Below are 24,784 nucleotides of genomic sequence, written 5' to 3'. Positions count from 1 at the left end.
GGCACCGTGGTCCCATGACCACGCACCTCTCCGACCGTCCGCCCTTCGCCGACCACGCCCTGCGCCCCGTTGCGGAGGCCGGCCCGCAGTCCGCGTCGTCCTTCGACGACCAGCTCACGACGCGCCTCCTGCACCAGCGCATCGTCGTCCTCGGCACCGCCGTGGACGACGCCGTCGCGAACCGCCTGTGCGCGCAGCTCCTCCTGCTCTCGGCGGAGGACCCGCGCGCCGACATCGCGCTCTACGTCAACTCCCCCGGCGGCTCGGTGAGCGCCGGGCTCGCCATCTACGACACGATGCGGCTCGTCCCCAACGACGTGTCGACCGTCGCGATGGGCTTCGCCGCGAGCATGGGGCAGTTCCTGCTGTGCGCGGGGACGCCCGGCAAGCGGTACGCCCTGCCGCACGCGCGCATCATGATGCACCAGCCGTCCGCGGGCATCGGCGGGACCGCCGTCGACATCGCGATCCAGGCCGAGAACCTCGTCTACACCAAGGGCCTCATGCACCGGCTGACCGCCGAGAGCACGGGCCAGAGCGTCGAGACCATCGCCGAGGACTCCGACCGCGACCGCTGGTTCACGGCGCAGCAGGCGCTCGAGTACGGCATGGTCGAGCGCATCGTCGAGTCCGTCGACGACGTCCGCCCCGCCCGGACGGCCCGGAAGGTGGGCCTGTGATGGCGAGCTACACGATCCCGACCGTCGTCGAGAAGACCCCGCTCGGCGAGCGCGCGTTCGACGTCTTCTCCCGTCTGCTGTCCGAGCGCATCGTGTTCCTCGGCACCGAGATCGACGACGGGGTCGCGAACGTCGTCATGGCGCAGCTCCTGCACCTCGAGTCCGACGCCCCCGACCAGGAGATCGGGCTGTACATCAACTCCCCCGGCGGCTCCGCGACCGCGCTCATGGCGATCTACGACACGATGCAGTTCGTCCGCTGCGACGTGTCGACCATCTGCATGGGCCAGGCCGCGTCCGCCGCGGCCGTCCTTCTCGCCGCCGGGACGCCCGGCAAGCGGTTCGTGCTCGAGCACTCGCGCGTGCTGCTGCACCAGCCGTCGGGTGGCGGCGAGGGCACCATCTCCGACCTCTCGATCCAGGCCGAGGAGATCCTGCGCATCCGGTCCGAGACCGAGGAGGTCCTCGCGCGGCACACCGGCCAGACGGTCGAGCGGCTGCGCGTCGACACCGACCGCGACCTGGTCCTCACCGCGCGCCAGGCCGTCGAGTACGGCGTCGCCGACGCGGTGGTCACGTCGCGCAAGATCACGGCGCGCAACGCGGCCTGACGTCAGCCGCGCCGTCGGAACCAGGACCGGCGGCGCGTCTCCGCCTCCTGGACGGGTCTGGAGCCAGGGTCGGCCTCCTGGGCGGACGTGGAGCGTTGCTCGGCCGCAGACGGCGGGTTCCCCGCGAGCTCCCGCTCAAGCCCGGCCCCCGCCTCCGGCTCGGGCTCGGGCTCGGGCTCGGGCTCAGGTTCTGGCTCGGGCGTCCCGGCACCGGGCGCCGCCCCGTGCTCGACGTCCTCGAGATCGTCCGCCGCGCCGTCGGCCTGTGAATCGCCGTCGCTCGCCGGGCGACCGTGCTCGTCGCCCGAGGCGCCGTCGGTGTCGGGCGCGTCCGTGGGAGGTGTTCCGGCCTCGACCTGGATGCGAGAGATCCTCCGGGCCGCGTCGAACGTCACGACGACCGCGCCGTCGGGCAGCGCGAGCACGAGCCGGCCGCGGTCCTCGGTCAGCGGGAGCGAGCGACCCTCCGCGTACGCGACCACGGCGCGACGGTGGTCGACCACGGTCACCGAGAGCAGTCCCTCGCTCAGCGTCCGCACGACGCGCGGCACGCTCGGCGCGGGCAGCTCGAGGCTCGGGTGCTCGAGGAGGAACCACGCGCGCGTCCCGCTGCCGACGGGCGCGCTGTAGTGCGCGTACGACCCGGTGGTGGCTTTCGCGGCGAGCGCGAGGCGGTACGGCAGGTCGTCCGCGAGCGCCAGCTCGGCCTCGGTCGCCTCACGCAGCCCGGTCGCACGGGTGCGCTCGGCAGCGCGCAGCACGTCCTCGGGGAAGCCGTTGACGTTGTGCCAGGACCACATCCAGCTCCCCGGCCCTGGTGCCGCGGTCCCGAGGAACTGCAGGCGGCACTCCGTGGTGGCTCCGGAGTCGGCCGTGAAGGTGAACGTCCCGGTCGACATCTCGGCGTGCCAGGGGTGGTCGCCGTACCGGTCGACGAGGTGGAGCTGCTGCTCGTGCGAGAGGAACGCGGCGTCGTCGACGAGGTCCTGGAGACGCGCAGGGGTGTCGTGGCGCTCCGGCGCGGCCAGCTCCGCCGTGCCCTGCGCGGTCTGCTGCTCCGTCATGATCCGACCGTAACCGCGCCGCTCGGTCACCCGTGGGGTGCGACACGCGGCAGGACCCGCGGGCCCCGGCCGGCTCTCAGGCACTCAGGCCGCGACGAGCAGCGCGTCGCCGGCCCGCCCGAGGGTGCGGACCGTCGTCGTGCCGCGGGCGACCGGGAGGTCGCGGACGGGTGCGCCCGCCGGTCCGACATGGCGCGGGGCGGACAGCGCGCCGCGCTCCCGGACGGACGACAGCACGCGCACCGGGGCGACGGGCCGCAGCTCCTCGCCGGTGCGCGCGACCAGGTCGACGAGACGGATCCCCAGCGCCCCGCACACCGCGGCGAGCACCTCCGAGGACGCCTCCTTGCGGCCGCGCTCGACCTCGGACAGGTAGGCGGTCGAGACGCGGGCCGAGGCGGCGACGTCGACGAGCGTGCGTCCCTGCGCGAGCCTCGCGCGCCGGAGGATCCCACCGATCACGTGGCGCAGCAGCGGTTCCGGTCGCGCGCCGTCCCGCCGGGCGGTCTGGTGCCCCGTCGTCCCGCTCGTCGCGCCCATCGTTCTCCCCGTCCGTCGTCCGCGCCCGCCGCCTCACCGCGGTGCTCGCCACGCTACCCGCGCCTCGCCCGGGTGCCGAGCACCCGGGCGAGGATCTGCTCCTGGCGTAAGGGACGACGTCGCGTGCCGGGCAGCCACCGTCACCTCCGACGCGGCGCGCTCACCACTGCTCGAGCGACCACGCCATCTGCCAGAACCGGATCTCGTGGCGGCAGCTCAGCTCGAACGCGCGCTCCATGCGCGCACGTTCGGCCGCCCCGGCGTCGGCTGCGAGCGCGTCGAGGCGGGCGCGCAGGTCTCCGAGCACGCCCTCGGTGCGCTCGGCCGCGTAGAACTCCCACCAGCCCGCGAGGGGGTGGTCGTCACCGATCGACCCCGGCGTGGTGGAGCGCTCCGCGAGCCAGAACCGGCGTGCCGACCAGATGTACGTCCACGGGCACGGCAGCAGCGCGGCGAGCAGGACGCCGAGCGAGTCCCGGCCCGCCGCGAGCATGTGGTCTACGTACGCCTGGGCGCTCGGCGCGAGGCGCGTCGTCTGCGCTTCCTCGTACGTCACGCCGAGGAAGTCGCACATCGCGTGGTGGGCGTGCGACTCGTCGTCGAGCAGGAAGCCCGCCTTGTCGTGGAACCAGCCGGCCCACGCGCGGTCCGGGGCGAGCGTCATGCCGAGGCCGTAGCAGCGCAGGTACGCCGTGAGGTACTGGTGGTCCTGGCCCACGTAGTGCCGGACCGCCGCCGGCTCGACCGAGCCGTCGCGCAGGCCGGCGAGGAACGGGTGGTCGTAGAACTCGGTGAACAGGTGCGCATACCGGCGGCCGAGGTCGGCGGTGAAGCCGGCCTCACCGTCCGGGACGAGGACCGTCGGGTCGTCCGCGAGGACAGGGTTCAGGGTGATGGCAGCAGGCGTCGTCATGCCCACGTTCCTCCGCTCGTGCTAGCGAGATCAGGTTCGACGGGTCCGGGCGGCCGTACCGCTCGTCTCAGTCCCTCGGCCCGGGCTCGTCGCCCGGGCGGGACACCCCGCGTGGTTCGTCGGCACCCTAGCAGCGCCTCGCCGGGGTCGCACGACGGTCCGCCGCGCGGGCGCGTCATCGGGGCGCGACGATGGAGGCACCCGAGGACCGACGCGCACCGATGCCGGGAGGCGACGATGTTCCGCAGCCTGTTCCCCATCCTCTCCGTGGCCGACGTGGAGCGGTCGCTCGGCTTCTACCGCGACCTGCTGCGCGGGACGGTCGAGTACGCGTTCCCCGACGACGGCCCGCCCGTGTACGTGAGCGTGCACGTGGGCGACTCGCCGCTCGGCATCGGCCTCGACGACGGCTCGGTGCCCGACGGCGTCGCCCGCACCGCGCTGTGGGTGTACGTCGACGACTGCGACCGCGCCGTCGAGCACCTCGCCGCGGCCGGCGTCCCCGTGATCCAGCCCCCGACCGACCAGCCGTGGGGAGAGCGCGTCGCGCGCGTGCAGGACCCTGACGGCAACGTCGTGGTCCTCGGTCAGGAGACCGCGCCGCCCGCCGAGCCGGACGGGCCGACGGGTCTGTCGTGAGACGCGACGGAGACGTGCCCCCAGCGGGACTCGAACCCGCACTGCGCCGGGTTTAAGCCGGCCGCCTCTGCCAGTTGGGCTATGGGGGCTGCGCCCGACCCTACCGGCACGCGACGAGGGGCGAGCCACGTGCGCGGCCCGCCCCTCGTCGTCGGGCAGCTGTGCCGGGCCGGAGCCCGGCGGAGTCAGGAGGCCTTGGCCGCCGGCGTCCTGTCGTCCGCGTCCACGGTGCCGGCGCCCGACTCCGCGGCCGCCGCCGAGCCCTGGGCGGACTGCTTGACCGGTTCGCCGTCCTTCTTGGGAGGCACGGACGCCGCGCGGAACTCCGCGCGCGGGTCGTGCAGCGAACCGAGCGACACGAGCTCGCGGCCCATGAGGAACTGGCCCATCCAGCCGATGAAGATGCGGATCTTGCGGTTGCCCGTCGGCATCGCCATGACGTGGTAGCCGCGGTGCATGAGCCACGCGAGCGTCCCGCGAAGCTTGAACACGCCGAAGAGCTCGGCGACGCCCTTGTACAGACCGAGCGACGCGACCGTACCGACACTCTTGTGGCGGTACTCGACCGGCGCCTCGCTGTGCAGCTCGAGCGCGAGGTTGTCGGCGAGACGCGTGGCCTCGCGGATCGCGTGCTGCGCGTTCGGGGGGCAGAACTTGCCGGGGTTGAGCACGTCCGGGACGGCGGCGCAGTCGCCCGCGGCCCACGCGTTCGGCACGACGACGCCGTCGGAGTCCGCGACCTGGAGCGTCGGGAGAACGGTGACGCGACCCAGCTTGTCGACGGGGAGGTCGGACGCCTCCTTGATGACCGGGTTCGCCTTGACGCCCGCGGTCCACACGATCGTGTCCGAGTCGAACTCGACGCCGGTCGACGTCACGACGTGGCCGTCGACGCACGAGGACAGGAACGTGCTGAGGTGGAACTCGATGCCGCGCTTCTTCAGCTCGTCGAGCGCGTACAGGGCCATGGGCTCGCTGAGCTCGGGCAGGATGCGCCCGGCGCCCTCGATCATGACGAAGCGGAGGTCCTTCTCCTCGATCGTCGCGTAGTTCTTGGTCGCGTAGCGCGCCATGTCCTCGATCTCGGCCAGCGCCTCGATGCCCGCGAACCCGCCGCCGACGAAGGTGAAGGTCAGCATGCGGCGGCGCAGGTCCTCGTCCCATGTGGACGACGCCACGTCCAAGCGGTTGAGGACGTGGTTGCGGACGGCGATGGCCTCCTCGACGTTCTTGAAGCCGATCGCGCTCTCCGCGAGCCCCGGGATGGGCAGCGTGCGCGACACCGAGCCGAGGCCGACGATGAGGTGGTCGTAGGTGACCGAGTAGTCGTCGCCCTCCTCCGGGTGGATCGTCACGCGGCGGTTGCCGTGGTCGATCCCGACGACCTTGCCCTGGAGCACGTCGACGCCCTTGAGCGCGCGGCGGTGCGGCGCGACGACGTCGCGACCGTCGATCGAGCCCGCAGCCGCCTCGGGGAGGAACGGCGCGTACGTCATGTACGGGCGTGGGTCGACGACGACGATCGCCGCCTCGCGGCGGCCGAGCTTCTTGCGCAGTCGTCGAGCGGCGTACAGACCCACGGAACCACCGCCGAGCACGACGACGCGCGGCACCTTGCGGGGCCGCGGCGAGGCGGTCTGGGCACGGCTGACCGAGGTCAGGTCATTCTGAGGCATGGTTCCAGAGTATTACCGGTTGCGGCACAGGCGAGCCGGAGCGTCCGTCAACCGGGCGTGACGCGCCCCACGCAGCCGCGCCCGCGGGTCGCGAACCGGGCGAAAGCGGGCGACGCGCGCCGGGCGCGCCCGACCGAGACGTGAGGATCCGCCCCGGAATCTCGCAGATCCGGGGCAGATCCTCACGTCTCGACGAGCGAGTTCTCAGCCGATCGCGCCGAGGACCGGGGTGGGCCCCGCGGGCTGCGGCTGTCCGCCGTCCTCGGGCGCTCCGGGTGCGGGCGTGACTGCGTCCTCGGGGGCCGTCGGGTCGTCCGACGGCGCGGGGTCCTCCGGCAGCGCAGGGTCGTCCGGCGGCGCAGGGTCGTCCGACGGCGCAGGGTCGCCCTCGCCGGAACTCTCGCCCTCGTCCGTCGCGCTTGCTCCCGTGCCCTGCTCCGTGTCCTCGCTCCCCGCGCTCGACGGCACGGACGTCGGCGCCTTGAGGAACGGCCAGGGCATCGCGTGCGTCCGAGTCCCGGTCGCGGGGACGGGCCGGCCGTCGGCGTCGTCGTGCTCGATGTCCTCCTCGGCCACCGCACGCAGCGGATAGACGTTCCACCGCTCGCGCCCGTCGGTCGAGAGCGTGGGCTGGAAGTACCAGGAGCCGTCCACGTCCGGGACCGTCCAGGCGCCGAACGCGCCGTCCTCGGTCACGGTGCGGACCTGGCGGCCGCGGTCGTCGAAGATCTGCACGTCGCGGACGGGATCGCCCGCGGCGTCGTAGACGAAGAGGTTCGAGACCTGCGCCCCGTCGACCCACACGCCGTCGCCGCCGGGACCGAACCCGCCGTCGTACGCGACCTGGTGCGTCCCGCCGCTCGCGTCCGCCCAGCCCTGCTGGTACCCGCTGTCCCAGCCGGACACGGTGACCGAGCCGCTCGCCGCCGTCACGTAGAGGACCGTAGGGACGGCGGCCACTGCCGCCGCGACCGAGATCGGGCGCACGAACCTCGGCAGCCACGCCGTGGGCAGCCACCGGCCCCGGCCCCACTGCACGCTCACGACGATCGCCGCCAGCACGACGAGCCGGGCCGAGACGTCGCCGGGCATGACGGCGATCCCGTAGCCGCCGACGAGCGCGAGCAGCAGCGTCGCCACGACCCAGCCGCGCAGGATCCACCACGCAGGGGTCAGCGTCCGCAGGAACTCCATGACGGACGCCCACTGCGGCGTCGAGGTCACGGGGTGCCACAGCGAGCGCCACCCGGACGACAGGATCCCGCCGAGCACGAGCAGCCGCCCTCGTAGGCCGATGCGCGGGCGTCGTCCCGGTCCCGGTGCCGCCGCGGCGCCGAGCCCGGCCGCTGCCCGCAGCTCGGCCGCGTAGGCGGCGGGCGGGCCGAAGAACGCGACGAGGTCGAGCGCCGTGTCGACGTCGCTCGCCCCAGGGTCGAAGGGCCCCGCTCCCCCGGGGACGTCGCCCTCCGGGGCGCCCGGACCGCCGTCGGGCACCTGCCCGCCGGCGTCACGACGGCGCGGGAGCGCGCCGGGTGCGTCGACCACCGCTTCGGCGAGGTCGGCCTCGAGACCGTCGGTCAGGTCCTCGACCTGCTCGGGCCGCAGGTCGGCGAGGTGCGCGCGCACCTGCTGCGCGTACGCGTGGACGTGCCCGTAGAAGGCCAGGCCCACGGGTGGGCCGGGGGGCGTCGTCGTGCTCATCAGGCGGCCACCTCTCCGGTGCGCAGCAGCGCGGACACGGTCCCCGCGAACGTCTGCCACTCCTTGCGCTGCAGGTCGAGCATGGCCCGGCCCTGCGCGTTGATCCCGTAGTACTTGCGGTGCGGGCCGGCGTCGGACGGCACGACGTACGTCGTCAGCGCCCCGCTCGCATACAGGCGTCGCAGCGTCCCGTAGACCGACGCGTCGCCCACGTCGTCGAGCCCCGCCGCGCGCAGCCGGCGCACGACGTCGTACCCGTACCCGTCCTCGTCGGCGACCGCGGCGAGCACCGCGGCGTCGAGCACCCCCTTGAGCAGCTGTGTGGCGTCCACCGCACCCTCTCCCTGTCGAGTCTCCGCCGCCTCCGTGCGACCGTGCTGTGCACACTACCGCGCTCTGCGCAGTACCGCGCACAGCAGTACGCGGAGACTCCGCGATCCTGACGCTGAGCGGACCTCCCGGCCGCCGAGAAGTGCCCTTCCGCCCTGAAATCGCGCGAATCGGGGGCGAGTTCTCACTTCTCGGCGGGACGCGCGCGTTTTCTGGCGGTGCACAGGCCCGACGTCGGGTGGTCCCGTCCACAGGAGCGGCTCTCGTCCGAGCATGGCGGTTCTCGTGCGGCCAGGCTCCCGGTCCATGGACACGCCGCCTCGACCACCGTTCACGCTCGCGGAAGGGAGCGCTGTCGGGCTCTCCGACAAGGCCATGCGACATCCACGCTTCGCGACCCCGACGTCAGGCGTCCGGGTCCCGGCCGAACTCGCCGACGACCTCGTGGTCCGCGCCCGCGCGATGCTCCGTGTCTCGCCCGACGGCTCCGCGATCAGCCATGCCACGGCGCTCCGGCTGCACGACGTCGACCTGCCCACCTCGATCGCACGGGACGAGCGTGTCCACGTCAGCGTCCCGTCGAGCGCGGTCGTGCCCCGCCGGGCCGGGCTCGCAAGCCACACGTTCGACGCGGCGGTGCTGCCCGCACTGACCGTGCGGGGGGTGCTGGCCGTGACGCCGGAGCACGCGTGGCGCCAGCTCGCGGGTTCGCTGTCGATCGAGGAGCTCGCCGTGCTCGGCGACGCGGTCGTGCGGCGGCGTCGGCCGCCGACGACCGTCGCCGCGCTCCGCCGAACGGTGGACACGGCCCCCGCCGGCACCCGCGGGATCGCCCGGCTGCGGGTAGCCCTCGAGCTCGTGCGCGCGGGGACGGACTCGCCGATGGAGTCGCGGACCCGACTCCTGCTCGTGGGTGCAGGACTGCCGTGCCCGCGCATCAACGTTCCGGTCCACGACGCCGCGGGCGCCTTCGTCGCAATGCCGGACATGACCTACCTCGAGGCGAAGGTCGCGATCGAGTACGACGGCGACGTGCACCGCACCGACCGGCGGACCTGGCGTCGCGACATCGCGCGCAAGCAGCAGCTCGAAGAGCTCGGGTGGCGCGTGATCGTCGTGACGGCGGACGACGTCTACCTCCACCCGGAACGCCTCGTCGCCCGGGTCCGCGCGGCCCTACGACGTCCGGTGACCGCCGAGAAGTGAGCTTCCGCCCCGGAATCGCGCGAATCCGGGGCAGATTCTCACGTCTCGGCGGCAGGGACGTCAGGCGATCGACCAGGCGATCCCGTCGAGGATGTCGTGCTCGCTCGTGACGACCTCGGTGAGCGACCCGCCCGCCGCGGCGACGTCGTCGCGCACCCGGCGCACGACCTCCGACCACACGAGCGCGCCGGCGCCGATGACGTCCACCCGGCCGGGGTGCATGAAGCCGAGAGCGGCGCGCTCGGCGCGCGTGCGGTGCAGCAGGTCGTCGCACGCGGCGAGGACGTCCTCCACGGGCAGCACGGACCCGTCGATCCGGTCGCGGTCGTACGCCGCGAGGCCGAGCGCGTGCGCGGTCACGGTGGTCACCGAGCCGGCGAGGCCCACGAGCGTCGTCGCCTGCCCCAGCGGCACGACGGCGGCCGCCTCGTCGAGCGCGGCCCGCACGTCCGCACGCGCCAACGCCACCTCGTCCGCGGTCGGCGGGTCCGAGCGCAGGTGCCGCTCGGTCAGGCGCACGCAGCCGACGTCCATGGAGAACGCGGCGTCGGGGGTCTCGGTGCCGAGCACGAGCTCGGTCGAGCCCCCGCCGAGGTCCACCACCACGTAGGGGCCGGGCCGTACGGCCGCGACCGTCGACGTCGCCCCGCGGAACGACAGCGCCGCCTCCTCCTGGCCGGAGACGACCTCGGGCTCGACACCCAGCGCGTCGAGGACCCCGGCGACGAACTCGTCACGGTTCTCGGCGTCGCGCGTCGCCGACGTCGCGACGAACCGCGTGCGCGTCGCCCCGAGCTCGACGATGACGGCGGCGTAGCGGCGGGCGGCGTCGAGCGTGCGCGCGAGCGCCTCGGGAGCGAGGCGCCCCGTACGGTCGACGCCCTGCCCGAGGCGCACGACCTCCATGCGGCGGTCGAGGTCGACGAGCGTGCCCGCCGCCGCGTCGACGTCCGCGACGAGGAGACGGATCGAGTTGGTGCCGCAGTCGATCGCGGCGACGCGCGAGAGGCCGGACGAGCGCGGAGCCTGGGCCGACGACGTCGTCGCGACGCGGGGCGCCGGCGAGGCGGGGAGAGAACCGGTGGTCATGCGCCAAGCCTGCCACCGCGCACGCCCCGCACGCCCTGTGCGTCTGCCCACCCGCACACGAGCAGTCCGGCTTCGACGGCGCCCGACGGCAGAGCAGACCGGCCACGGGCGAGGCATGATGGCCGCGGCGGCGCCACAGGTCGACGCCGCGAGAGCTGGTGGAGGGGTCATGCAGGAACGGGCGGACGAAGCCCTCGACGCGCTGGGCGCGCTCGGCGCGACGGCGCCTCTCGAGGATCTCGACGAACGGGACGCCGAGCGGCTCGCGATGCTCGAGGCGGCGGCGCAGGCGTCGGGTCTCGGGACGTTCCGGTGGGACCTCACCACCGGAGCGCTGCGCTGGGACGCCGCGCTCCTGGAGACGTTCGGGTACACCGAGGAGACGTTCGGCGGGACCATCGAGGCGTTCGACGCGCGCGTGCACCCCGACGACCTGCCCGCCGTCACCGCGGCGCTGGACCGGGCGATCACGACGTGCGGGGTCTACGAGGCCGAGTTCCGGGTGCTGCGACCCGACGGCACGACGCGCTGGCTCAGCGCGCGCGGCCGGGCGCTGCCCGGCGACGCTGGATCCGCCGAGCAGGTCGTCGGCGTCACGACCGACACCACCGCGCTGCGCGAGGGCGAGGAGCGCATGCACCGCGTCCTCGAGGAGATGACGGTCGGGTACTACTGGCTCGACTCCCGGTGGCGCTTCGGGTACGTCAACGCCGAGGCCGAGCGCATCCTGGGCAGCTCCCGCGACCGCCTGCTCGGCGGCGTGGTGTGGGACCTCTTCCCCGCCGCGGTGGGGTCGGCGTTCGAGGGCTACCGCGAGGTCGCGCGGACCGGGAGGCCGGTCGTCTTCGACGCCTACTACCCGGCTCCGCTCGACGGCTGGTACGAGGTCCGCGCCGTCCCGGAACGCGGCGGGGTCGCGTCGTACTTCACGGACGTCACCGAGCGCCATCGCGCACTCGCCCAGGCGGAGGAGGCACGGGCGCGCTCGGCGCTGCTGGCCGCGGTGGCCGGCGACCTCGCCGAGACCCTCGACCCCGTCCGGGCTCTCGAGACGGTGCTGCCCCACCTCGTGCCCGGCCTGGCGGACTTCGCCATCGCGAGCATCCTCGACGAGGGGACGACCGGCTGGCAGCAGCGACTGCACGACGTCGCGGCGCTGCACGCCGACCCGGACCTGCAGCCGGTCCTCGACGAGTACCGCCGGCTCCGGGTTGCTGCACTCACCCCGACGTCGCTCGTCGCCGAGACCCTGGCGGGTGCCCCCCACGCCCTGCGCGCGGGTTCCCCGCGCCCCGGCGACCTCTTCGCGGACGGGCCGGCCCGCGAGCTCCTCGACCGCCTCGCGCCGCGGGCTCTCGCCGTCATGCCCCTGCGCGGCCGCGGGCGGGTGCGCGGTCTCGTCACCCTCGGGCGCGGTGCCGAGCGCGGCGACTTCTCCGAGTCGGAGCTCGGGACCCTGCGCGACGTCATGGCCCAGATCGGCCTCGCGCTGGACAACGCCCGCCTGAACGCCGTCCAGCGCGACCTGGCCGAGGAGCTCCAGCGCAGCCTGCTCACCGCGCTGCCGGAGCCGGACCACCTGCACCTCGTCGCCCGGTACGCGCCCGCGACGTCCGGGGCGCAGATCGGCGGCGACTGGTACGACGCCTTCCTCGTCCGTGACGGGAGCACCTGCCTCGTGATCGGCGACGTCGCCGGGCACGACCTGCGCGCCGCCGTCGCGATGGCCCAGATCCGCAACGTGCTGCGCGGAGGGGCGCACGCCGTCGTCCAGCCGCCCGCCGCCATCCTGGCGTCCCTCGACCTGGCGATGCACGACCTCGCCGTGGGCACGATGAGCACCGGCATCCTCGCCCGGGTCGAGCAGCCCGAGAGCCTCGAGGAGCACGACCTCCGGACGCTGCGCTGGTCGAGCGCCGGCCACCTGCCCCCGCTGCTCATCGACCCCGAGGGCAGGGCCGAGCTGCTGACCCGGCCGGCGGACCTGCCGCTCGGGATCCTCCCCCGCTCGGACCGCCACGACCACACCCAGCTCATCCGCCCGGAGTCCACCGTCCTGCTCTACACGGACGGGCTCGTCGAGCGCCGCGGGGAGTCGCTGCTCGTGGGCCTCGAGCGGCTGCGCAGCACAGCGGAGTCCCTGGCGGGCGAGACACTCGACGAGCTGTGCGACCGGCTCATCGCCGAGCTCGCCCCGACCCGTGGGGACGACATCGCGATCCTCGCGCTGCGTGCGCACTCGGGCGAGGCCCCTCGCCCGGCCGAGGCGGGCCCCGAGGTCCTTCCCGAGGACCTCGCCGGCCCTGCGGACGGGGCCTGAGACCCGCTCCCGGGGTCGGTCAGCAGGTGCAGCGGTCGGGGCGCCAGGTGCCGCGCACGCGCTCGAGCGCCTCGTCCCCGAGCGGGTTGACGCCCGGACCCGCGGCGAGCGCGTGCCCGACGAGCACGTGCAGGCACTTGACGCGCGTCGGCATGCCGCCCGCCGAGATGCCGTCGATCTCCTCGACGTGACCGAGCGCCTCGCGCTGCGCGAGGTAGTGCTCGTGCGCGCGCCGGTACACGGCCGCGAGCTCCTCGTCCTCGACGAGGCGGTCCGTCATCTCCTTCATCACGCCGTTCGCCTCGAGCGTCGACGCCGCGGCGACGGCGCCCGGGTGCGTGAGGTAGAACGTCGTCGGGAACGGGGTGCCGTTCTCCAGCCGTGGCGCGGTCCGCACGACGAGCGGCCGACCGCACGCGCACCGTGCCGCGATGCCGACGACGCCCCGGGGCGTGCGGTCGAGCTGCTCCGCGAGGGTCTCGAGGTCGTGCTCGGTGACGACAGCGTCCGGGTGGTCGGCGGGGATGGCCAGGCGGGCGTCGGTCACGGCAGGTTCCTTCGGGGCTCGGTCGACGACGTCAGGAGGTGGTGACGTCTCACCCATTCTCCCCGGTCCCGAGAACCTGCTCGTCGCCGGTCGCAGGCGTCTGCTCGTCGACGGCACCGTCCCCGGTCCCGGTGCCCCCGCCGTCGGGGGCCGGCTGCTCGCCCGCGACCTGCACCGACGTCCAGATCGCCTCGTACCACGGCACGCCGTCGTCGTAGCCCTGGACGGGGCCGCCCGTGATCTCCCGACCCGTCTGCGGGTCGACGTCGTCCACCACGGTCTCTGGGTCGAGCACGCGCCAGGGCTGCTCCCCCGGCATGACGAAGTTGAGCCGGTCGCGCGCCTCGCTCTCGACGTACGCGGGGTCGTCCCACCGGTCGAGCTCGGCCTCGAGGCCCTCCTGCGTCGCCTGGGCCTCCGCGAGCTCGCGCTGCAGCTCGCGCAGCTCGCCCGTCTGGTTGACGTACGCGCGCACGGTCGGCAGCAGGAGCACCAGGGCGAGCAGGCCGACGACGGACAGCACCAGCGTGCGGACCGTCACCACCTCAGGGAGGAGGAACCCGTGTCGGCTGCGGCGTCGGTCCTCGCGCGCCGGGCCGGCGGCGCGGCTCGCCGGGCGCGACGCCGAGCCGGCGCGCGTGCTCGGTCGGCGCGCGGCCGACGGGGACGCGCCGGGGGACGTCGCCTTCCGCGCGGGCTGCGGAGTTCCGGAGGGCGCGGACTTGCGCGGCGGCTCCGGCTTCGTGGACGCACCCGGCTTCGGGGACGCACCCGGCTTCGGGGACGTGCTCGGCTTCGCGGGCGTGCTCGGCTTCGCAGAGGAGGCGGGCTTCGCGGACGCGCCCCGGGACGGCCCCGACGCTCCCCGCACCGGGCGCGCGGGGGCACCGGGGCGCGGTGGACGACGCGAGGACGGCATGCCCCGATTGTGCCGCCGCGCAGGGCGTCGCGCGGGCAGCACGCGCGGTACGTCCGGCCGAACGGCGGATCGTCACGACTTCTTCACCCGGACCCGACCCCGCTCCGCCCGCGCCTACGCGCCGTCGCGTCGCGCCTACGCGTGCGCACGACGCGTAGGGACGTCCGGGCGCGTCGTGCACAAAGGTCCGCGCACGACACGACCCAGGACGCGCGAAAGGCCCGGCGGACCGTGCGGTCCGCCGGGCCTCGCCGGGGCGTCAGACGACGGCGCCCGGCGTCGCGATCACGCCTGCGACGACCAGCGCGGGAACGCGCCGCGACCGGCGTAGCGCGCGGCGTCGTCCAGCGCCTCCTCGATGCGCAGGAGCTGGTTGTACTTGTTGATGCGCTCGCCGCGGGCGGGGGCACCGGTCTTGATCTGGCCGGCGTTGGTCGCGACGGACAGGTCCGCGATCGTCGTGTCCTCGGTCTCGCCCGAGCGGTGCGACACCATCGCGGTGAAGCCGTTGCGCTGCGCGAGCTCGACGGCGTCGAGCGTCTCGGTGAGCGTGCCGATCTGGTTGAGCTTGACGAGCAGCGAGTTCGCGGACTTGAGCTCGATGCCCTTCGCGAGGCGCTCGGGGTTCGTCACGAACAGGTCGTCGCCGACGATCTGCACCTTGTCGCCGACCTGGGAGACGAGCTGCGACCAGGCGCTCCACTCGTCCTCGGACAGCGGGTCCTCGATGGAGACCAGCGGGTAGTCGCGGACGAGCTGCTCGTAGTACGCGATGATGTCGTCCGAGCTCGTCGCCTTGCCCTCGAACTGGTACGCGCCGTCCTTGAAGAACTCGGTCGCGGCGACGTCGAGCGCGAGGCCGACGTCCTTGCCCGGGACGAAGCCGGCCTGCTCGATCGCGACGAGGATGAGGTCGAGCGCGTCGCGGTTGCTCGGCAGGTTGGGGGCGAAGCCGCCCTCGTCGCCGAGGCCCGTCGCGAGGCCCTTGCCCTTGAGCACGGACTTGAGGGCGTGGTAGACCTCGGCGCCGGTGCGCAGCGCCTCGCGGAACGAGGACGCGCCGATCGGGGCGACCATGAACTCCTGGATGTCGACGTTCGAGTCGGCGTGCGACCCGCCGTTGAGGATGTTCATCATCGGCACGGGCAGGACGTGCGCGTTCGGGCCGCCGACGTAGCGGTACAGGTCCAGGCCGGCGCTCTTCGCGGCGGCCTTGGCGACGGCGAGCGAGACGCCGAGGATCGCGTTGGCGCCGAGCTTGCCCTTGTTCGGGGTGCCGTCGAGGTCGATCAGGGCGGCGTCGATGAGGCGCTGGTCCTCGGCCTCGAAGCCGATGAGCTCCGGGGCGATGTCGTCGATCACGGAGTTGACCGCGCCCTCGACACCCTTGCCCAGGTAGCGGGACTTGTCGCCGTCACGGCGCTCGACGGCCTCGAACGCTCCGGTCGACGCGCCCGACGGCACTCCGGCGCGGGCGAACGTCCCGTCGTCGAGGACGACCTCGACCTCGACGGTCGGGTTCCCGCGGGAGTCGAGGATCTCGCGCGCTCCAACGGCTTCGATGCTGGCCACAGGTGCTCCTTCAGGGCAGGGCTCACGGGCGCTGCGTCGGCGACCGACCCGGGCACGGAAACCCGGGACGCCGCGTGCGCGCCCGCGACGGTGGTGGGTTTACGACCCCACCCTAGTGCCCGGATGTGACCTGCGCCGCTGCGTCCGGTCCGTGGGCCCGGTGGCGGTGACCTGCGTGGCCGACCGTCACGACGGACGTCGCGCCCCGTCGGCAGCGGGCACGGACGCCTCCGCGGCGACGATCGCGGACTCCACGCGGCGCAGCTCAGCGCGCAGCGCGGCCTCGGCGTCGAGGCCTTCCGCCTCGGCCCGTGCCACGAGGGCGAGCAGCTCTCGCCCGAGGCGCGCCTCCGCCGTCGGGCCGCCGTCCCCGACGCTGCCCGACGGCGCCGCGAGCGCCGAGCTGGCCGTCTCCCCCAGGCCGCCGCGCTCGGTGCGGGAGAGCACCTTCTGCGCGCGGGCGAGCGCGCCCTGCGTGTGGGAGATCCCCTCGAGCACCGACGTGCGCTGCTTCTCCGCCTTCTTGATGGCGTCCCACTGGCGGTGCAGATCGACGGGCAGGTCGGCGACCACCCCGCCGTCTGCGAACACGTGCGGGTGCCGCCGGACGAGCTTGGCGACGAGGTCGGCCGCGACGTCGTCGACCGTGTACGGCTCGGGCTCCTCGCTCGCGATGCGCGCGTGGAACAGGACCTGGAGCAGCAGGTCGCCGAGCTCCTCGCGCGTGCCTGCGCGGTCACCGGTCTCGATGGCCTCGGCCAGCTCGTGCGCCTCCTCCAGGAGGTAGCGCACGAGGGACTCGTGCGTCTGCTCGCGGTCCCACGGGCACCCGCCCGGGGAGTACAGGCGGTCCATGACGGCGACGGCGTCGCGCAGCGGGTCGGTCGGCGTGCGTTCGGGTGCCGGGTCGGTCATCGGCCCATCGTAGGTTCGCCGACCCCGGGGTCGGGTCTACGGCTCCTCCGGGGCGGTTCCCACCGCGGCTTCTCGTCCCCGACCTCGTCGCGCGGGGATCGTCGCGACGACCCTCCTCGGCACTCCCGCGAGCCGCGCGCGCACGTCCGCGCGGCTACCGCTCGTCAGGGCGCGGGACAGCCGGATGGCCGGGACCTCGACCCAGCGGTGCAACGCGGCCCCCGCGACGAGGGCGCACGCGGCTCCCACCACGTACGCGGTGAGGACCGCTGCGGTGCCCGCGCCCATCATCTTGTACATCGCGCCCATGACCACGTCGATGACCGGCAGGTGCACCAGGTAGAGCGAGTAGGAGATCGTGCCGAGAGAGAGCAGCCATGCCCACGGCCGCGCGCTGAGTCGTCGGGTCGCGACGAGGGCCACCAGGAGAAGGGCGGTGACGAGCGCGAACCAGCCCCCGCCCCACGGTGCGGCGCCGCCGGTGATCGTGGCCAAGGCGTTCGCCGCCGCCGCCACGCCGATCGCCGCCGTGGCGGCGACGGGTCCGATGTCGCCCAGCAGGAACCAGCACACCGTCGCGCCGAGGCAGAACGTCCACCAGCTGCCGATGAACCAGGGGCCGGCGTCGACGCCGGCGACGGGGAGCGCCAGGGAGACCAGCCCGAGCCCCCATGCCGCCCAGCGGACGATCCGGCGTCTCCCGGTCGGGGTCCCGCCGCCGAGCATCTTGCCGGCGAGGAGGACGAGCAGGACGACGACGACGTAGAACTGCACCTCCAGGCAGAGCGTCCAGGCGACGGCCAGGACGGAGTCCGTCCCGGCGAAGCCCTGGACGTACAGGGCGCTCGTCGCCACGTCGGCCGCGCCGTAGCTCTGGTACTGCAGACCCGGCACGAACCGTTCGGCGACAGTGACGGCGAGGACCACCGCGATCATCACCCAGTACGGCGGGTCGAGCCGCAGCTGCCGGCGGGCGGAGTACCGCACCGCGTCCCGTGCACGCGGGCCCAGCTCCCGGACGGTGTACGCGATGACGAACCCGGAGAGCACGAAGAACACGGACACACCGCTGCGGCCGTAGTCCGACGCGACGAGGTACGGAGCAGGGAGGAGCTCCGCGAGCTGCGGAGCCTGCGCCGAGCTGCGCGCGAGGTGGAACAGCAGGACCGCGAGCGCCGCGACGCCGCGCAGCGCGTCGACGGTGTGGAACCGCACGGACGCGCCCTCCGTCGGGCCCTCCGCGGTGAGATCGCGCACCCCGTCAGCATGACCCTCCTCCCCAGGTGACCACCACGCCTCCAGGGGGTGAAGATCGCTGCGGCGCGGATGAAGCCACAGGAAGTCGCCGGCAGGTCTCCCGGGCGAGAGGCCCACGGGCACGTCCGCGTCTCTCGCGGCCACCCGACGTCCCCGCGGCGTCGAGGGCAATGGTTGAGCTAACCCCGGTCGGCGACGCAGCCCTCGCTCTCGGTGCCTCCCGGAACCGGACCGACGAGAGGAGCGACCCCGACGGCTGCGGCGAGCCGGTCCGCGTCGGCCGTCGTCGCAACGACGGCGGGACCTGCCTCGACGGGGGCGACGACGTGGACGACGCTCACCGCGCCGCACGTCTCGTGGACGCGGATCCGTTGGACGGTCCCGCGCCGTGCGGGCAGCATGACGGACGTGCCGTCCGCCGCCACGAGCGCGCGGATCGTCAGACCGCCCGGCGCGGACCGGCAGCCGTCTGCCGGACCGCCTCGTCGGGGCGAGGCTCGGAGGTCGATCACCGCGCGTGCACCGTCGTCTTGGGCGATCTCCAGGTGCACGATCGACAACCTCCCGTCCTGCACGACCGCGTCGATCAATCCGTCGCGCGAGCGGATCGGCACCACGGCATGCGCGTCCCCTCGGCCGCAGGCCGGTGCGAGCACGAGCGCGGCACCGGCGAGGACGTGGACCTGGGCACCTCCGCCGCCCGCGCCGTGCGCGGGCGCGGCGACCCGGTGACCCGGTGCCGGCGCGAGGACGAGGTGCGCCGGCCCGCGTCCCTGGACGGTCCAGCCGTCGGGCTGTGCCACGCGGACACGCGCGCCGGCGAGCCGATACTCGGACGACGGCGCGGGGGGAGTCCCCGCATCGCCCAGCTCGTGGTCCCACGCCCCGGCGGACACGGCTGCCGGGACGGCGGCCCACCCGGGCGGCGCGGTGGCCGTCGCGGGCGCGGCCGTCGTCGCACGGACGGCCGACGCAGGGAGCCCGACGAGTCCTGTAGCAGCGACGGCGACCGCGCCCAGGAGGCCGGCGACGGGCAGGGTTCTCGAGAGCGGGGCGAGATGACCGCGACGGTGTCTCATGCCGCGACGGTCCGACCGCCCGGTATGGCCTCGCGCCCCTCCCGGTATGCAGTCGGTATGCGTGCCGTTGACCTGGCCCGACGGGCGCGCGGACAATCCGAGGCATGGGCGTCACGGTGCTCGGCCCGCTGCGTGTCGACGGGAACGGGAGCCTCAGCCCGAGAGAGCGCACGCTCCTCGGTGCGCTGGTCGTGCGCCGCGGGCACGTCGTCAGCCCCGAAGCGCTCGCCGACGCGCTGTGGGGCGAGGCGCTCCCCTCCACGTGGACGAAGCAGGTCCAGGCCGGGATGGGCCGGGTCCGGCGCGCGCTCGGCGAGGGCGCGACGATCGAGACGACGCCGTCCGGCTACCGGCTCGACCTCGCCCCCGACGACCTCGACGCGGCCCGGTTCGAGGCCCTCGTCCTGCGCGCGCGGACGCTCGCGGCCGGCGCCGAGCCCGAGCTCGCCGTCGCCGCCTTCGAGCGAGCCCTCGCACTGTGGACAGGGCCCGCGTACACCGACGTCGGGTCGTGGGCGGACGGGCGCAGCGAGGCGGGCCGCCTGGAGGAGGTGCGCCGCGAGGCGGAGGACGACCTCCTCGAGGCGCGTCTCGCGGCCGGCGGGCACCGCGACGTCGCCGCGAGCGCCGAGGGTCTCGTCCGGGCAGAGCCGTTGCGCGAGCGCCGCTGGGCGGCGGCCGCGCTCGCGCAGTACCGCTGCGGTCGGCAGGCGGACGCGCTCGCGACGCTGCGGCGCGCGCGCCGGACGCTCGCCGACGAGCTCGGCATCGACCCGGGCGCGGCGATCGCCGACCTCGAGCTCCGCATGCTGCGCCAGGACCCCGCGCTCCTGGAGGTCCCCACGCCCGGGACCGCGACGTCGTCGTGCCCCTACAAGGGCCTCGCGCCCTACGAGGAGAGCGACCGCGACGCGTTCTTCGGCCGCGGCGACGAGACCGAGGCGTGCCTCGCGCGGCTCCGGGAGGTGCCGTTGCTCGTCCTCGCGGGGCCGTCGGGGTGCGGCAAGAGCTCGCTGCTGCGGGCCGGGATCCTGCCCGCGCTGGCCGATCGTGCGGTGGAGAGCGTCGTCGTCGTGCCGGGCTCAGACCCGCTGAGCGCTCTCGACGCCGCGCTCGCGGGCGCGCCGGACGGTGCCGTCCTCGCCGTCGACCAGCTCGAGGAGCTGTTCACGCTCCCGGACCGGCCCGACGACGTCACGGCCTTCTGCACCGCCCTCGCCCGGTACGCGGCCGGGTCCGGACCGGTGGTGGTCACGATCCGGGCCGACCACCTCGGCGGGCTCTCCACCGTGCCGGCGCTCGCGACGCTCGCCGAGCGCGGGCTGCACCTCGTCTCGCCCCTGGGCGGCGAACGCCTGGCGGAGGCGATCCAGGGGCCGGCGAGACGGGCCGGGCTCCGGCTCGAGCACGGGCTGACGGAGCTCCTGCTCCGCGACGCGGCGGACGGGCCGGGGTCGCTGCCCCTGCTCTCGCACGCGCTCGCCGAGACCTGGCGGCGCCGAGACGGGACGGTGCTGACGATCGAGGGCTATCGCGCGACCGGGGGCATCTCGGGCGCCGTGGCCCGGTCCGCCGACCGGTTGTACGAGTCGTTGCCCGCGAGCGAGCGCGCGGTGTGCCGGTCGCTCCTCCTGCGCATGGTCACACCGTCCTCCGACGGCCCGGCGGTGCGCCGCCGCCTCGCGAGCGCCGCCCTCTCGGGCGACCCGGCGCGCGACCGGGTCATCGCCCACCTCGTGCGCGCACGCCTCGTGACCGCCGAGGAGGACACGGTCGAGATCGCTCACGAGGCGCTCGCGAACGCCTGGCCCCGGCTGCGGTCGTGGCTCGAGGACGACGCCGCCGCGGTCCGGGTCATGCGGCACCTCGCCACCGCCGCCGAGGGCTGGGAAGCACTCGGGCGCACCGACAGCGAGCTCTACCGCGGTGCGCGCCTCGACGCGGCTCTCGAGTGGAGCGCGGCGACCGACGCCGACCTGACCGCGGTGGAGCTCGAGTTCCTCGACGCGTCACGGCGCGCTCGCGACTCCGAGGCCGACGCGCTGCGCCAGCGGGCGCGGCACGAGAGGCGTCAGAACCGCCGGTTGCGGGGTGCGCTCGTCGGGGTGGCCGGGCTGCTCGCCGTGGCGCTGGTCGCGGGCGGGCTCGCGGTGGCGAACCGCGGCCAGGCCACCGCGCAGCGCGACGCCGCGCGCCACGCCCAGGCGGAGGCGCAGCTCGAGGCGCTCGTGAGCCGGTCGGTGGCCGTCCAGGACACCGACCGGTCGCTCGCCGCGCTCCTGTCCGTCGAGGCGTACCGCCGCTGGCCCGACGACGCCCGCACGCGGTCGGCGCTGCTGTCGACGTTCGTGCGCTCCCCCGGCTTCGTCGGGTACACCTGGGTCGACCCCGCGCTGGGCACCTCGGAGCACGACTCCCTCCACGGGGCGCTGCTCCCGGACGGGCGGACGGCGGTCGTGGCCGTCGACGGGACGCGTCCCGCCGTCCTGGACCTGGAGACCGGGCAGCTCGAGCAACGCTTCGACCACCACCGGGTCGACGAGCACTCAGGAGGTCCCGGCTCGCGGGTCGACGTCGACGACGGTGGGACGGTCGCGGCCGTCCTGACGCGCGGGACCGCGGAGTGCTCCCCGGCGCGCGAGCCCAGCCCGGGCGAGGTCGTGCTCGAGCAGCCGACCGACGGCGAGCCGACGCAGTGCGCGTTCGTCACGACCTACGACGTCGCGTCCGGAGACCGCCTGGTGGGCCCGCTCGCGACCGACACCGACGCCGCCGCGATCGCGCTGAGCCCCGACGCGCAGCGGCTCGCGGTGGTGGACGGGGTGGACGGGGCCGTCGTTCTCCTGGATCCCGTCGACGGGCGCGTGACCCTGCGCTGGCCCGCGCTCCCGTCCACACCGGGCGAGGCGCCGGTGTGGCTCGCCGCCTCCCCGACGTTCGCGCCGGACGGCCTGCTGTACGTCGGCTCGCCGGCGGGCACCGTGCGGGTCCTCGACCCGGCGTCCGGCGCCGTGGTCCGTGCGCTGCCGGCGCCCCCGCTCTCGACGAACCTGCACCTGACGGTCACGCGGGACGGGCTGCTCGTCGGGGTCGGCGACCGGCGGGCCGTCGCCCTGGACGCCGTCACGGGCGACGTCCGCTGGGAGGTCGTGCTCGAGGGCGAAGGTGGGGGCCGCCTCCCCTGCCCGTGGAACGTCGTGTCCGAGCCGACGGGACACCTGTACTGCGGCAGCGAGTTCGGCGAGATCGAGACGCGCGACCTCGCGACCGGCACGGCGACCGGCACGGTCCTGTCGACGCAGGAGGGCGATCCGGGCGGCCTCGAGATCTCTCCCGACGGCACCGAGCTCGTCGCGTGGGGTGGCGACTCGTCCGTGGTCAGCCGGTGGCGGCTCGACGGCACCGGGCCGGTGACCCGCGTCGTCGCGCGCGGTCACCTGATCACGGACAGCTACGACGACGCCGGAGAGCGGATCGTCGTGGCACGGCGCGACCCCGACGCCTCCGGGTTCGAGGACCTCGACGGCTTCGCCGTGTGGGACGTCGCGTCCGACCGGGCCCTCGTGACGCCGCCGGACGGCGTCCAGGACCTCGGGTGGGCCGGGCCGGACCTGCTCGTCGGCTTCGATCCCGAGGCCGAGGCCGTGCCCTTCGTCGATGCCCGCACGGGGGCGCGGACGGGCGCCTTCCTCGACCCCGAGGCGCACGGACCCTTCGTCACGCGATCGGGCCAGGTCTTCGCCTCGACGCCCGACGGCGTCGTGCACGAGCTCGACCCGGCGACCGGCGAGCGCGTCCGGGACGTCCTGACCGTCGAGGAGGTCCCGTCGAGCATCACCGCGTCGAGCGACCCGCCGCTGGTCGCGACGCTGACCCACCCGCCCCCGTTCTACATCGCCCAGTCGGAGACCCGGGTCTACGACCCGGAGACGGGCGAGGAGGTCCAGGACATGGTCCAGGGTGCCTGGGCCTCGGCGATCGGCGACGGCGGCGTGCTCGCGACCGTCGAACGGGGAACTCTCGTCACCCTGCGCGACGCCGCGGGTGCCGGGCCGCGCCGTGAGCTGGCCTCGACGGCCGCGTCCACCCTCGACCTCGGCTTCGACCGCGAGGGCCGGACGCTCGTCGCGACCTCCGCGGACCAGAGCGCGACCGTCTACGACGTGGCGTCGGGCGTCGCGCTCGGGGACCCGATCCCGACGGACTCACCCTTCGTGTCCCCCACCTACCTGCACCCGGACGGCACGTCGCTCGCGACGAGCTCCGCCGAGGGCGTCGCGATCTGGGACCTGGACGCCGCGCACCTCGCGCAGGCGGCGTGCCGGCTCGCCGGTCGCGAGCTCACGGACAGCGAGCGGGACACGTACGTGGCCCTTCCCGGGGACCGACGTGCCACGTGCGAGCGCTGACCGGCTCCTCCAGAGCGAACCGACGGGTGTCGTTCGCGACCGGTGCGAGCGGTGTGCGAGACGATGCGCGCATGCGCACAGTTGCCGTCATCGGCTCCGGGATCGTCGGGCTCGCCGTCGCGGCGCGCCTCGCAGCACGAGGCGACGAGGTCGTCGTGCTCGAGAAGGAGCCGGAGATCGCCCGCCACCAGACGGGCCGCAATTCGGGCGTGATCCACTCCGGCCTCTACTACGCCCCCGGCTCGCTCAAGGCCCGGCTCGGGACCGCCGGTGCGCGCTCCATGACGCGCTTCGCCCACGAGCGCGGGGTCGACGTCCGCACCACCGGCAAGCTCGTCGTCGCGACCGAGCCGTCCGAGCTCCCCGCGCTCGCCGAGCTGGAACGGCGCGGCCAGGCGAACGGCGTGCCGCTCCGGCGTGTGACGGCGGCCGAGCTCCGGGAGGTCGAGCCGAACGTGCGCGGCGTCGGTGCCCTGCACGTGGAGACGACGGGCATCGTGGACTACCCCGCCGTGTGCCGCGCCCTCGCGAACGACGTCGCCGCGCACGGCGGGGACGTCCGCTGCGGCGCGCGGGTGGTGGGGGCCCGGACGGAGCCGCGGCCGTCGGGAGCCCGCGTGCGCGTGCGGTACGAGCGCGCCGCGACCGAGGACGATCGCGGCGGCGAGCGGGAGATCGAGGTGGACGCGCTCGTCGCGTGCGCCGGGCTGTACGCGGACCGGCTCGCCCTCGCCTGCGGGCTGGAGCCGGGCGTGCGCATCGTGCCGTTCCGCGGCGAGTACTTCGACCTCCGGGGCGAGGCGGCGCACGTCGTGAGCACGCCCGTCTACCCGGTGCCCGACCCTCGCTTCCCCTTCCTCGGCGTGCACCTGACGCCGACGCTGCACGGGAGCGTGCACGCGGGGCCCAACGCCGTGCTCGCCCTCGCGCGCGAGGGCTACCGCCGGCGCGACGTCGTGGCGGGTGACGTGCTCGACTCGCTCACGTGGCCCGGGCTGTGGGCGCTGGGGGCGCGCAACCTCGTACCGGGTGCGAGGGAGGTCGTCCGCTCCCTCTCGCGACGCGCCTTCGCCCGGTCGCTGCGCAGGCTCGCCCCGATGATCGAGCCGCGCCACCTCGTCGCGGCGCCGTCGGGCGTGCGGGCCCAGGCGCTCGAGCGCGACGGGCGGCTCGTCGACGACTTCCGGATCCTCACGGCACCGCGACAGGTGCACGTCGTCAACGCGCCCTCCCCCGCCGCGACCGCGAGCCTCGAGATCGCACGGGCCGTCGTCGAACGGCTCGACGCCGCCGTCCCCGCCTGAGTCCCTCGACGGC

At 74.7% G+C, this 24,784-nt stretch carries 20 protein-coding genes, 1 tRNA gene and 1 riboswitch; of the genes, 7 read left to right on the top strand and 14 right to left on the bottom strand.

Going from position 1 to position 24,784, the window contains the following annotated elements; genetic code table 11:
• The first annotated feature begins 14 nt into the window (after positions 1–14).
• Together AC4H2H_RS13510 and AC4H2H_RS13505 are read left to right on the top strand one after the other, a co-directional pair.
• Entirely contained in the window at positions 15–680 is a 666-nt protein-coding gene (locus tag AC4H2H_RS13510) for a ClpP family protease (protein WP_494371330.1), read from the top strand.
• Positions 680–1,291 carry a ClpP family protease gene (locus tag AC4H2H_RS13505; RefSeq protein ID WP_494371329.1) on the top strand — a complete coding sequence of 204 codons (612 nt, stop codon included), beginning with the start codon at positions 680–682 and terminating at the stop codon, positions 1,289–1,291. The genes AC4H2H_RS13510 and AC4H2H_RS13505 overlap by 1 nt, the downstream gene beginning before the upstream one ends.
• Positions 1,292–1,293: 2 nt before the next feature.
• Here AC4H2H_RS13505 and AC4H2H_RS13500 read toward each other — a convergent pair whose 3' ends face one another.
• The 3 genes from AC4H2H_RS13500 to AC4H2H_RS13490 form a co-directional block, all read right to left on the bottom strand.
• On the bottom strand, positions 1,294–2,355 hold the full coding sequence (locus AC4H2H_RS13500) for a DUF6882 domain-containing protein (protein ID WP_494371328.1): 1,062 nt from the start codon (positions 2,353–2,355) through the stop codon (positions 1,294–1,296).
• 84 nt (positions 2,356–2,439) lie between these two features.
• A complete protein-coding gene (locus tag AC4H2H_RS13495; RefSeq protein WP_494371327.1) occupies positions 2,440–2,895 on the bottom strand; it encodes a helix-turn-helix domain-containing protein in 456 nt (151 codons plus the stop codon).
• 160 nt (positions 2,896–3,055) lie between these two features.
• Positions 3,056–3,808 carry a TenA family protein gene (locus tag AC4H2H_RS13490; protein WP_494371326.1) on the bottom strand — a complete coding sequence of 251 codons (753 nt, stop codon included), beginning with the start codon at positions 3,806–3,808 and terminating at the stop codon, positions 3,056–3,058.
• Positions 3,799–3,928, bottom strand: a riboswitch (TPP riboswitch). (Overlaps the previous gene by 10 nt.)
• Positions 3,929–4,045: 117 nt before the next feature.
• On the opposite strand from AC4H2H_RS13490, the gene AC4H2H_RS13485 reads away from it, so the two are divergent.
• Positions 4,046–4,447: a VOC family protein gene (locus tag AC4H2H_RS13485; RefSeq protein ID WP_494371325.1), complete on the top strand. Its 402-nt coding sequence runs from the start codon at positions 4,046–4,048 to the stop codon at positions 4,445–4,447.
• Positions 4,448–4,462: 15 nt separating this feature from the next.
• On the opposite strand, the gene AC4H2H_RS13480 is transcribed toward AC4H2H_RS13485, so the two are convergent.
• The 4 genes from AC4H2H_RS13480 to AC4H2H_RS13465 all read right to left on the bottom strand — a co-directional run bounded on the left by AC4H2H_RS13480 (position 4,463) and on the right by AC4H2H_RS13465 (position 8,156).
• Positions 4,463–4,536: transfer RNA gene (locus AC4H2H_RS13480), tRNA-Leu, on the bottom strand.
• 96 nt (positions 4,537–4,632) lie between these two features.
• Positions 4,633–6,123, bottom strand: a complete 1,491-nt coding sequence (locus tag AC4H2H_RS13475) for an NAD(P)/FAD-dependent oxidoreductase (RefSeq protein ID WP_494371324.1) — start codon at positions 6,121–6,123, stop codon at positions 4,633–4,635.
• Positions 6,124–6,327: 204 nt separating this feature from the next.
• Entirely contained in the window at positions 6,328–7,824 is a 1,497-nt protein-coding gene (locus tag AC4H2H_RS13470; RefSeq protein WP_494371323.1) for a hypothetical protein, read from the bottom strand.
• Positions 7,824–8,156: a PadR family transcriptional regulator gene (locus AC4H2H_RS13465; protein WP_494371322.1), complete on the bottom strand. Its 333-nt coding sequence runs from the start codon at positions 8,154–8,156 to the stop codon at positions 7,824–7,826. The genes AC4H2H_RS13470 and AC4H2H_RS13465 overlap by 1 nt, the downstream gene beginning before the upstream one ends.
• Before the next feature lie 304 nt (positions 8,157–8,460).
• On the opposite strand from AC4H2H_RS13465, the gene AC4H2H_RS13460 reads away from it, so the two are divergent.
• Positions 8,461–9,360: an endonuclease domain-containing protein gene (locus AC4H2H_RS13460; RefSeq protein ID WP_494371321.1), complete on the top strand. Its 900-nt coding sequence runs from the start codon at positions 8,461–8,463 to the stop codon at positions 9,358–9,360.
• A 60-nt stretch (positions 9,361–9,420) separates the two neighbouring features.
• On the opposite strand, the gene AC4H2H_RS13455 is transcribed toward AC4H2H_RS13460, so the two are convergent.
• On the bottom strand, positions 9,421–10,449 hold the full coding sequence (locus AC4H2H_RS13455; RefSeq protein ID WP_494371320.1) for a Ppx/GppA phosphatase family protein: 1,029 nt from the start codon (positions 10,447–10,449) through the stop codon (positions 9,421–9,423).
• A 169-nt stretch (positions 10,450–10,618) separates the two neighbouring features.
• Here AC4H2H_RS13455 and AC4H2H_RS13450 point away from each other — a divergent pair, with 169 nt between their 5' ends.
• Positions 10,619–12,769, top strand: a complete 2,151-nt coding sequence (locus AC4H2H_RS13450; protein WP_494371319.1) for a SpoIIE family protein phosphatase — start codon at positions 10,619–10,621, stop codon at positions 12,767–12,769.
• A gap of 19 nt (positions 12,770–12,788) precedes the next feature.
• Here the strand turns inward: AC4H2H_RS13450 and AC4H2H_RS13445 are convergent, their stop codons facing one another.
• The 6 genes from AC4H2H_RS13445 to AC4H2H_RS13420 all read right to left on the bottom strand — a co-directional run bounded on the left by AC4H2H_RS13445 (position 12,789) and on the right by AC4H2H_RS13420 (position 19,058).
• Positions 12,789–13,316: a DUF501 domain-containing protein gene (locus tag AC4H2H_RS13445; RefSeq protein ID WP_494371318.1), complete on the bottom strand. Its 528-nt coding sequence runs from the start codon at positions 13,314–13,316 to the stop codon at positions 12,789–12,791.
• Positions 13,317–13,365: 49 nt separating this feature from the next.
• Entirely contained in the window at positions 13,366–13,857 is a 492-nt protein-coding gene (locus AC4H2H_RS13440) for an FtsB family cell division protein (RefSeq protein ID WP_494371317.1), read from the bottom strand.
• 663 nt (positions 13,858–14,520) lie between these two features.
• Positions 14,521–15,807 (bottom strand): phosphopyruvate hydratase, encoded by a 1,287-nt coding sequence (eno, locus tag AC4H2H_RS13435; RefSeq protein WP_494371316.1) that lies wholly within the window; start codon positions 15,805–15,807, stop codon positions 14,521–14,523.
• A gap of 186 nt (positions 15,808–15,993) precedes the next feature.
• Positions 15,994–16,722, bottom strand: coding sequence for a nucleoside triphosphate pyrophosphohydrolase (locus tag AC4H2H_RS13430; protein ID WP_494371315.1), 729 nt, complete (start codon positions 16,720–16,722; stop codon positions 15,994–15,996).
• Between the two features lie 36 nt (positions 16,723–16,758).
• Complete coding sequence (locus AC4H2H_RS13425) at positions 16,759–17,979, bottom strand: acyltransferase family protein (RefSeq protein WP_494371314.1); 1,221 nt, start codon at positions 17,977–17,979, stop codon at positions 16,759–16,761.
• A 179-nt stretch (positions 17,980–18,158) separates the two neighbouring features.
• Entirely contained in the window at positions 18,159–19,058 is a 900-nt protein-coding gene (locus tag AC4H2H_RS13420) for a hypothetical protein (RefSeq protein WP_494371313.1), read from the bottom strand.
• 104 nt (positions 19,059–19,162) lie between these two features.
• On the opposite strand from AC4H2H_RS13420, the gene AC4H2H_RS13415 reads away from it, so the two are divergent.
• A complete protein-coding gene (locus AC4H2H_RS13415) occupies positions 19,163–23,467 on the top strand; it encodes an nSTAND1 domain-containing NTPase (RefSeq protein WP_494371312.1) in 4,305 nt (1,434 codons plus the stop codon).
• Between the two features lie 71 nt (positions 23,468–23,538).
• On the top strand, positions 23,539–24,771 hold the full coding sequence (gene lhgO, locus AC4H2H_RS13410; protein ID WP_494371311.1) for an L-2-hydroxyglutarate oxidase: 1,233 nt from the start codon (positions 23,539–23,541) through the stop codon (positions 24,769–24,771).
• Positions 24,772–24,784: the final 13 nt, after the last annotated feature.

The organism is Cellulosimicrobium sp. BMG9.22, from assembly GCF_059159975.1.
This window is presented reverse-complemented; position numbering and strand designations above follow the sequence as displayed.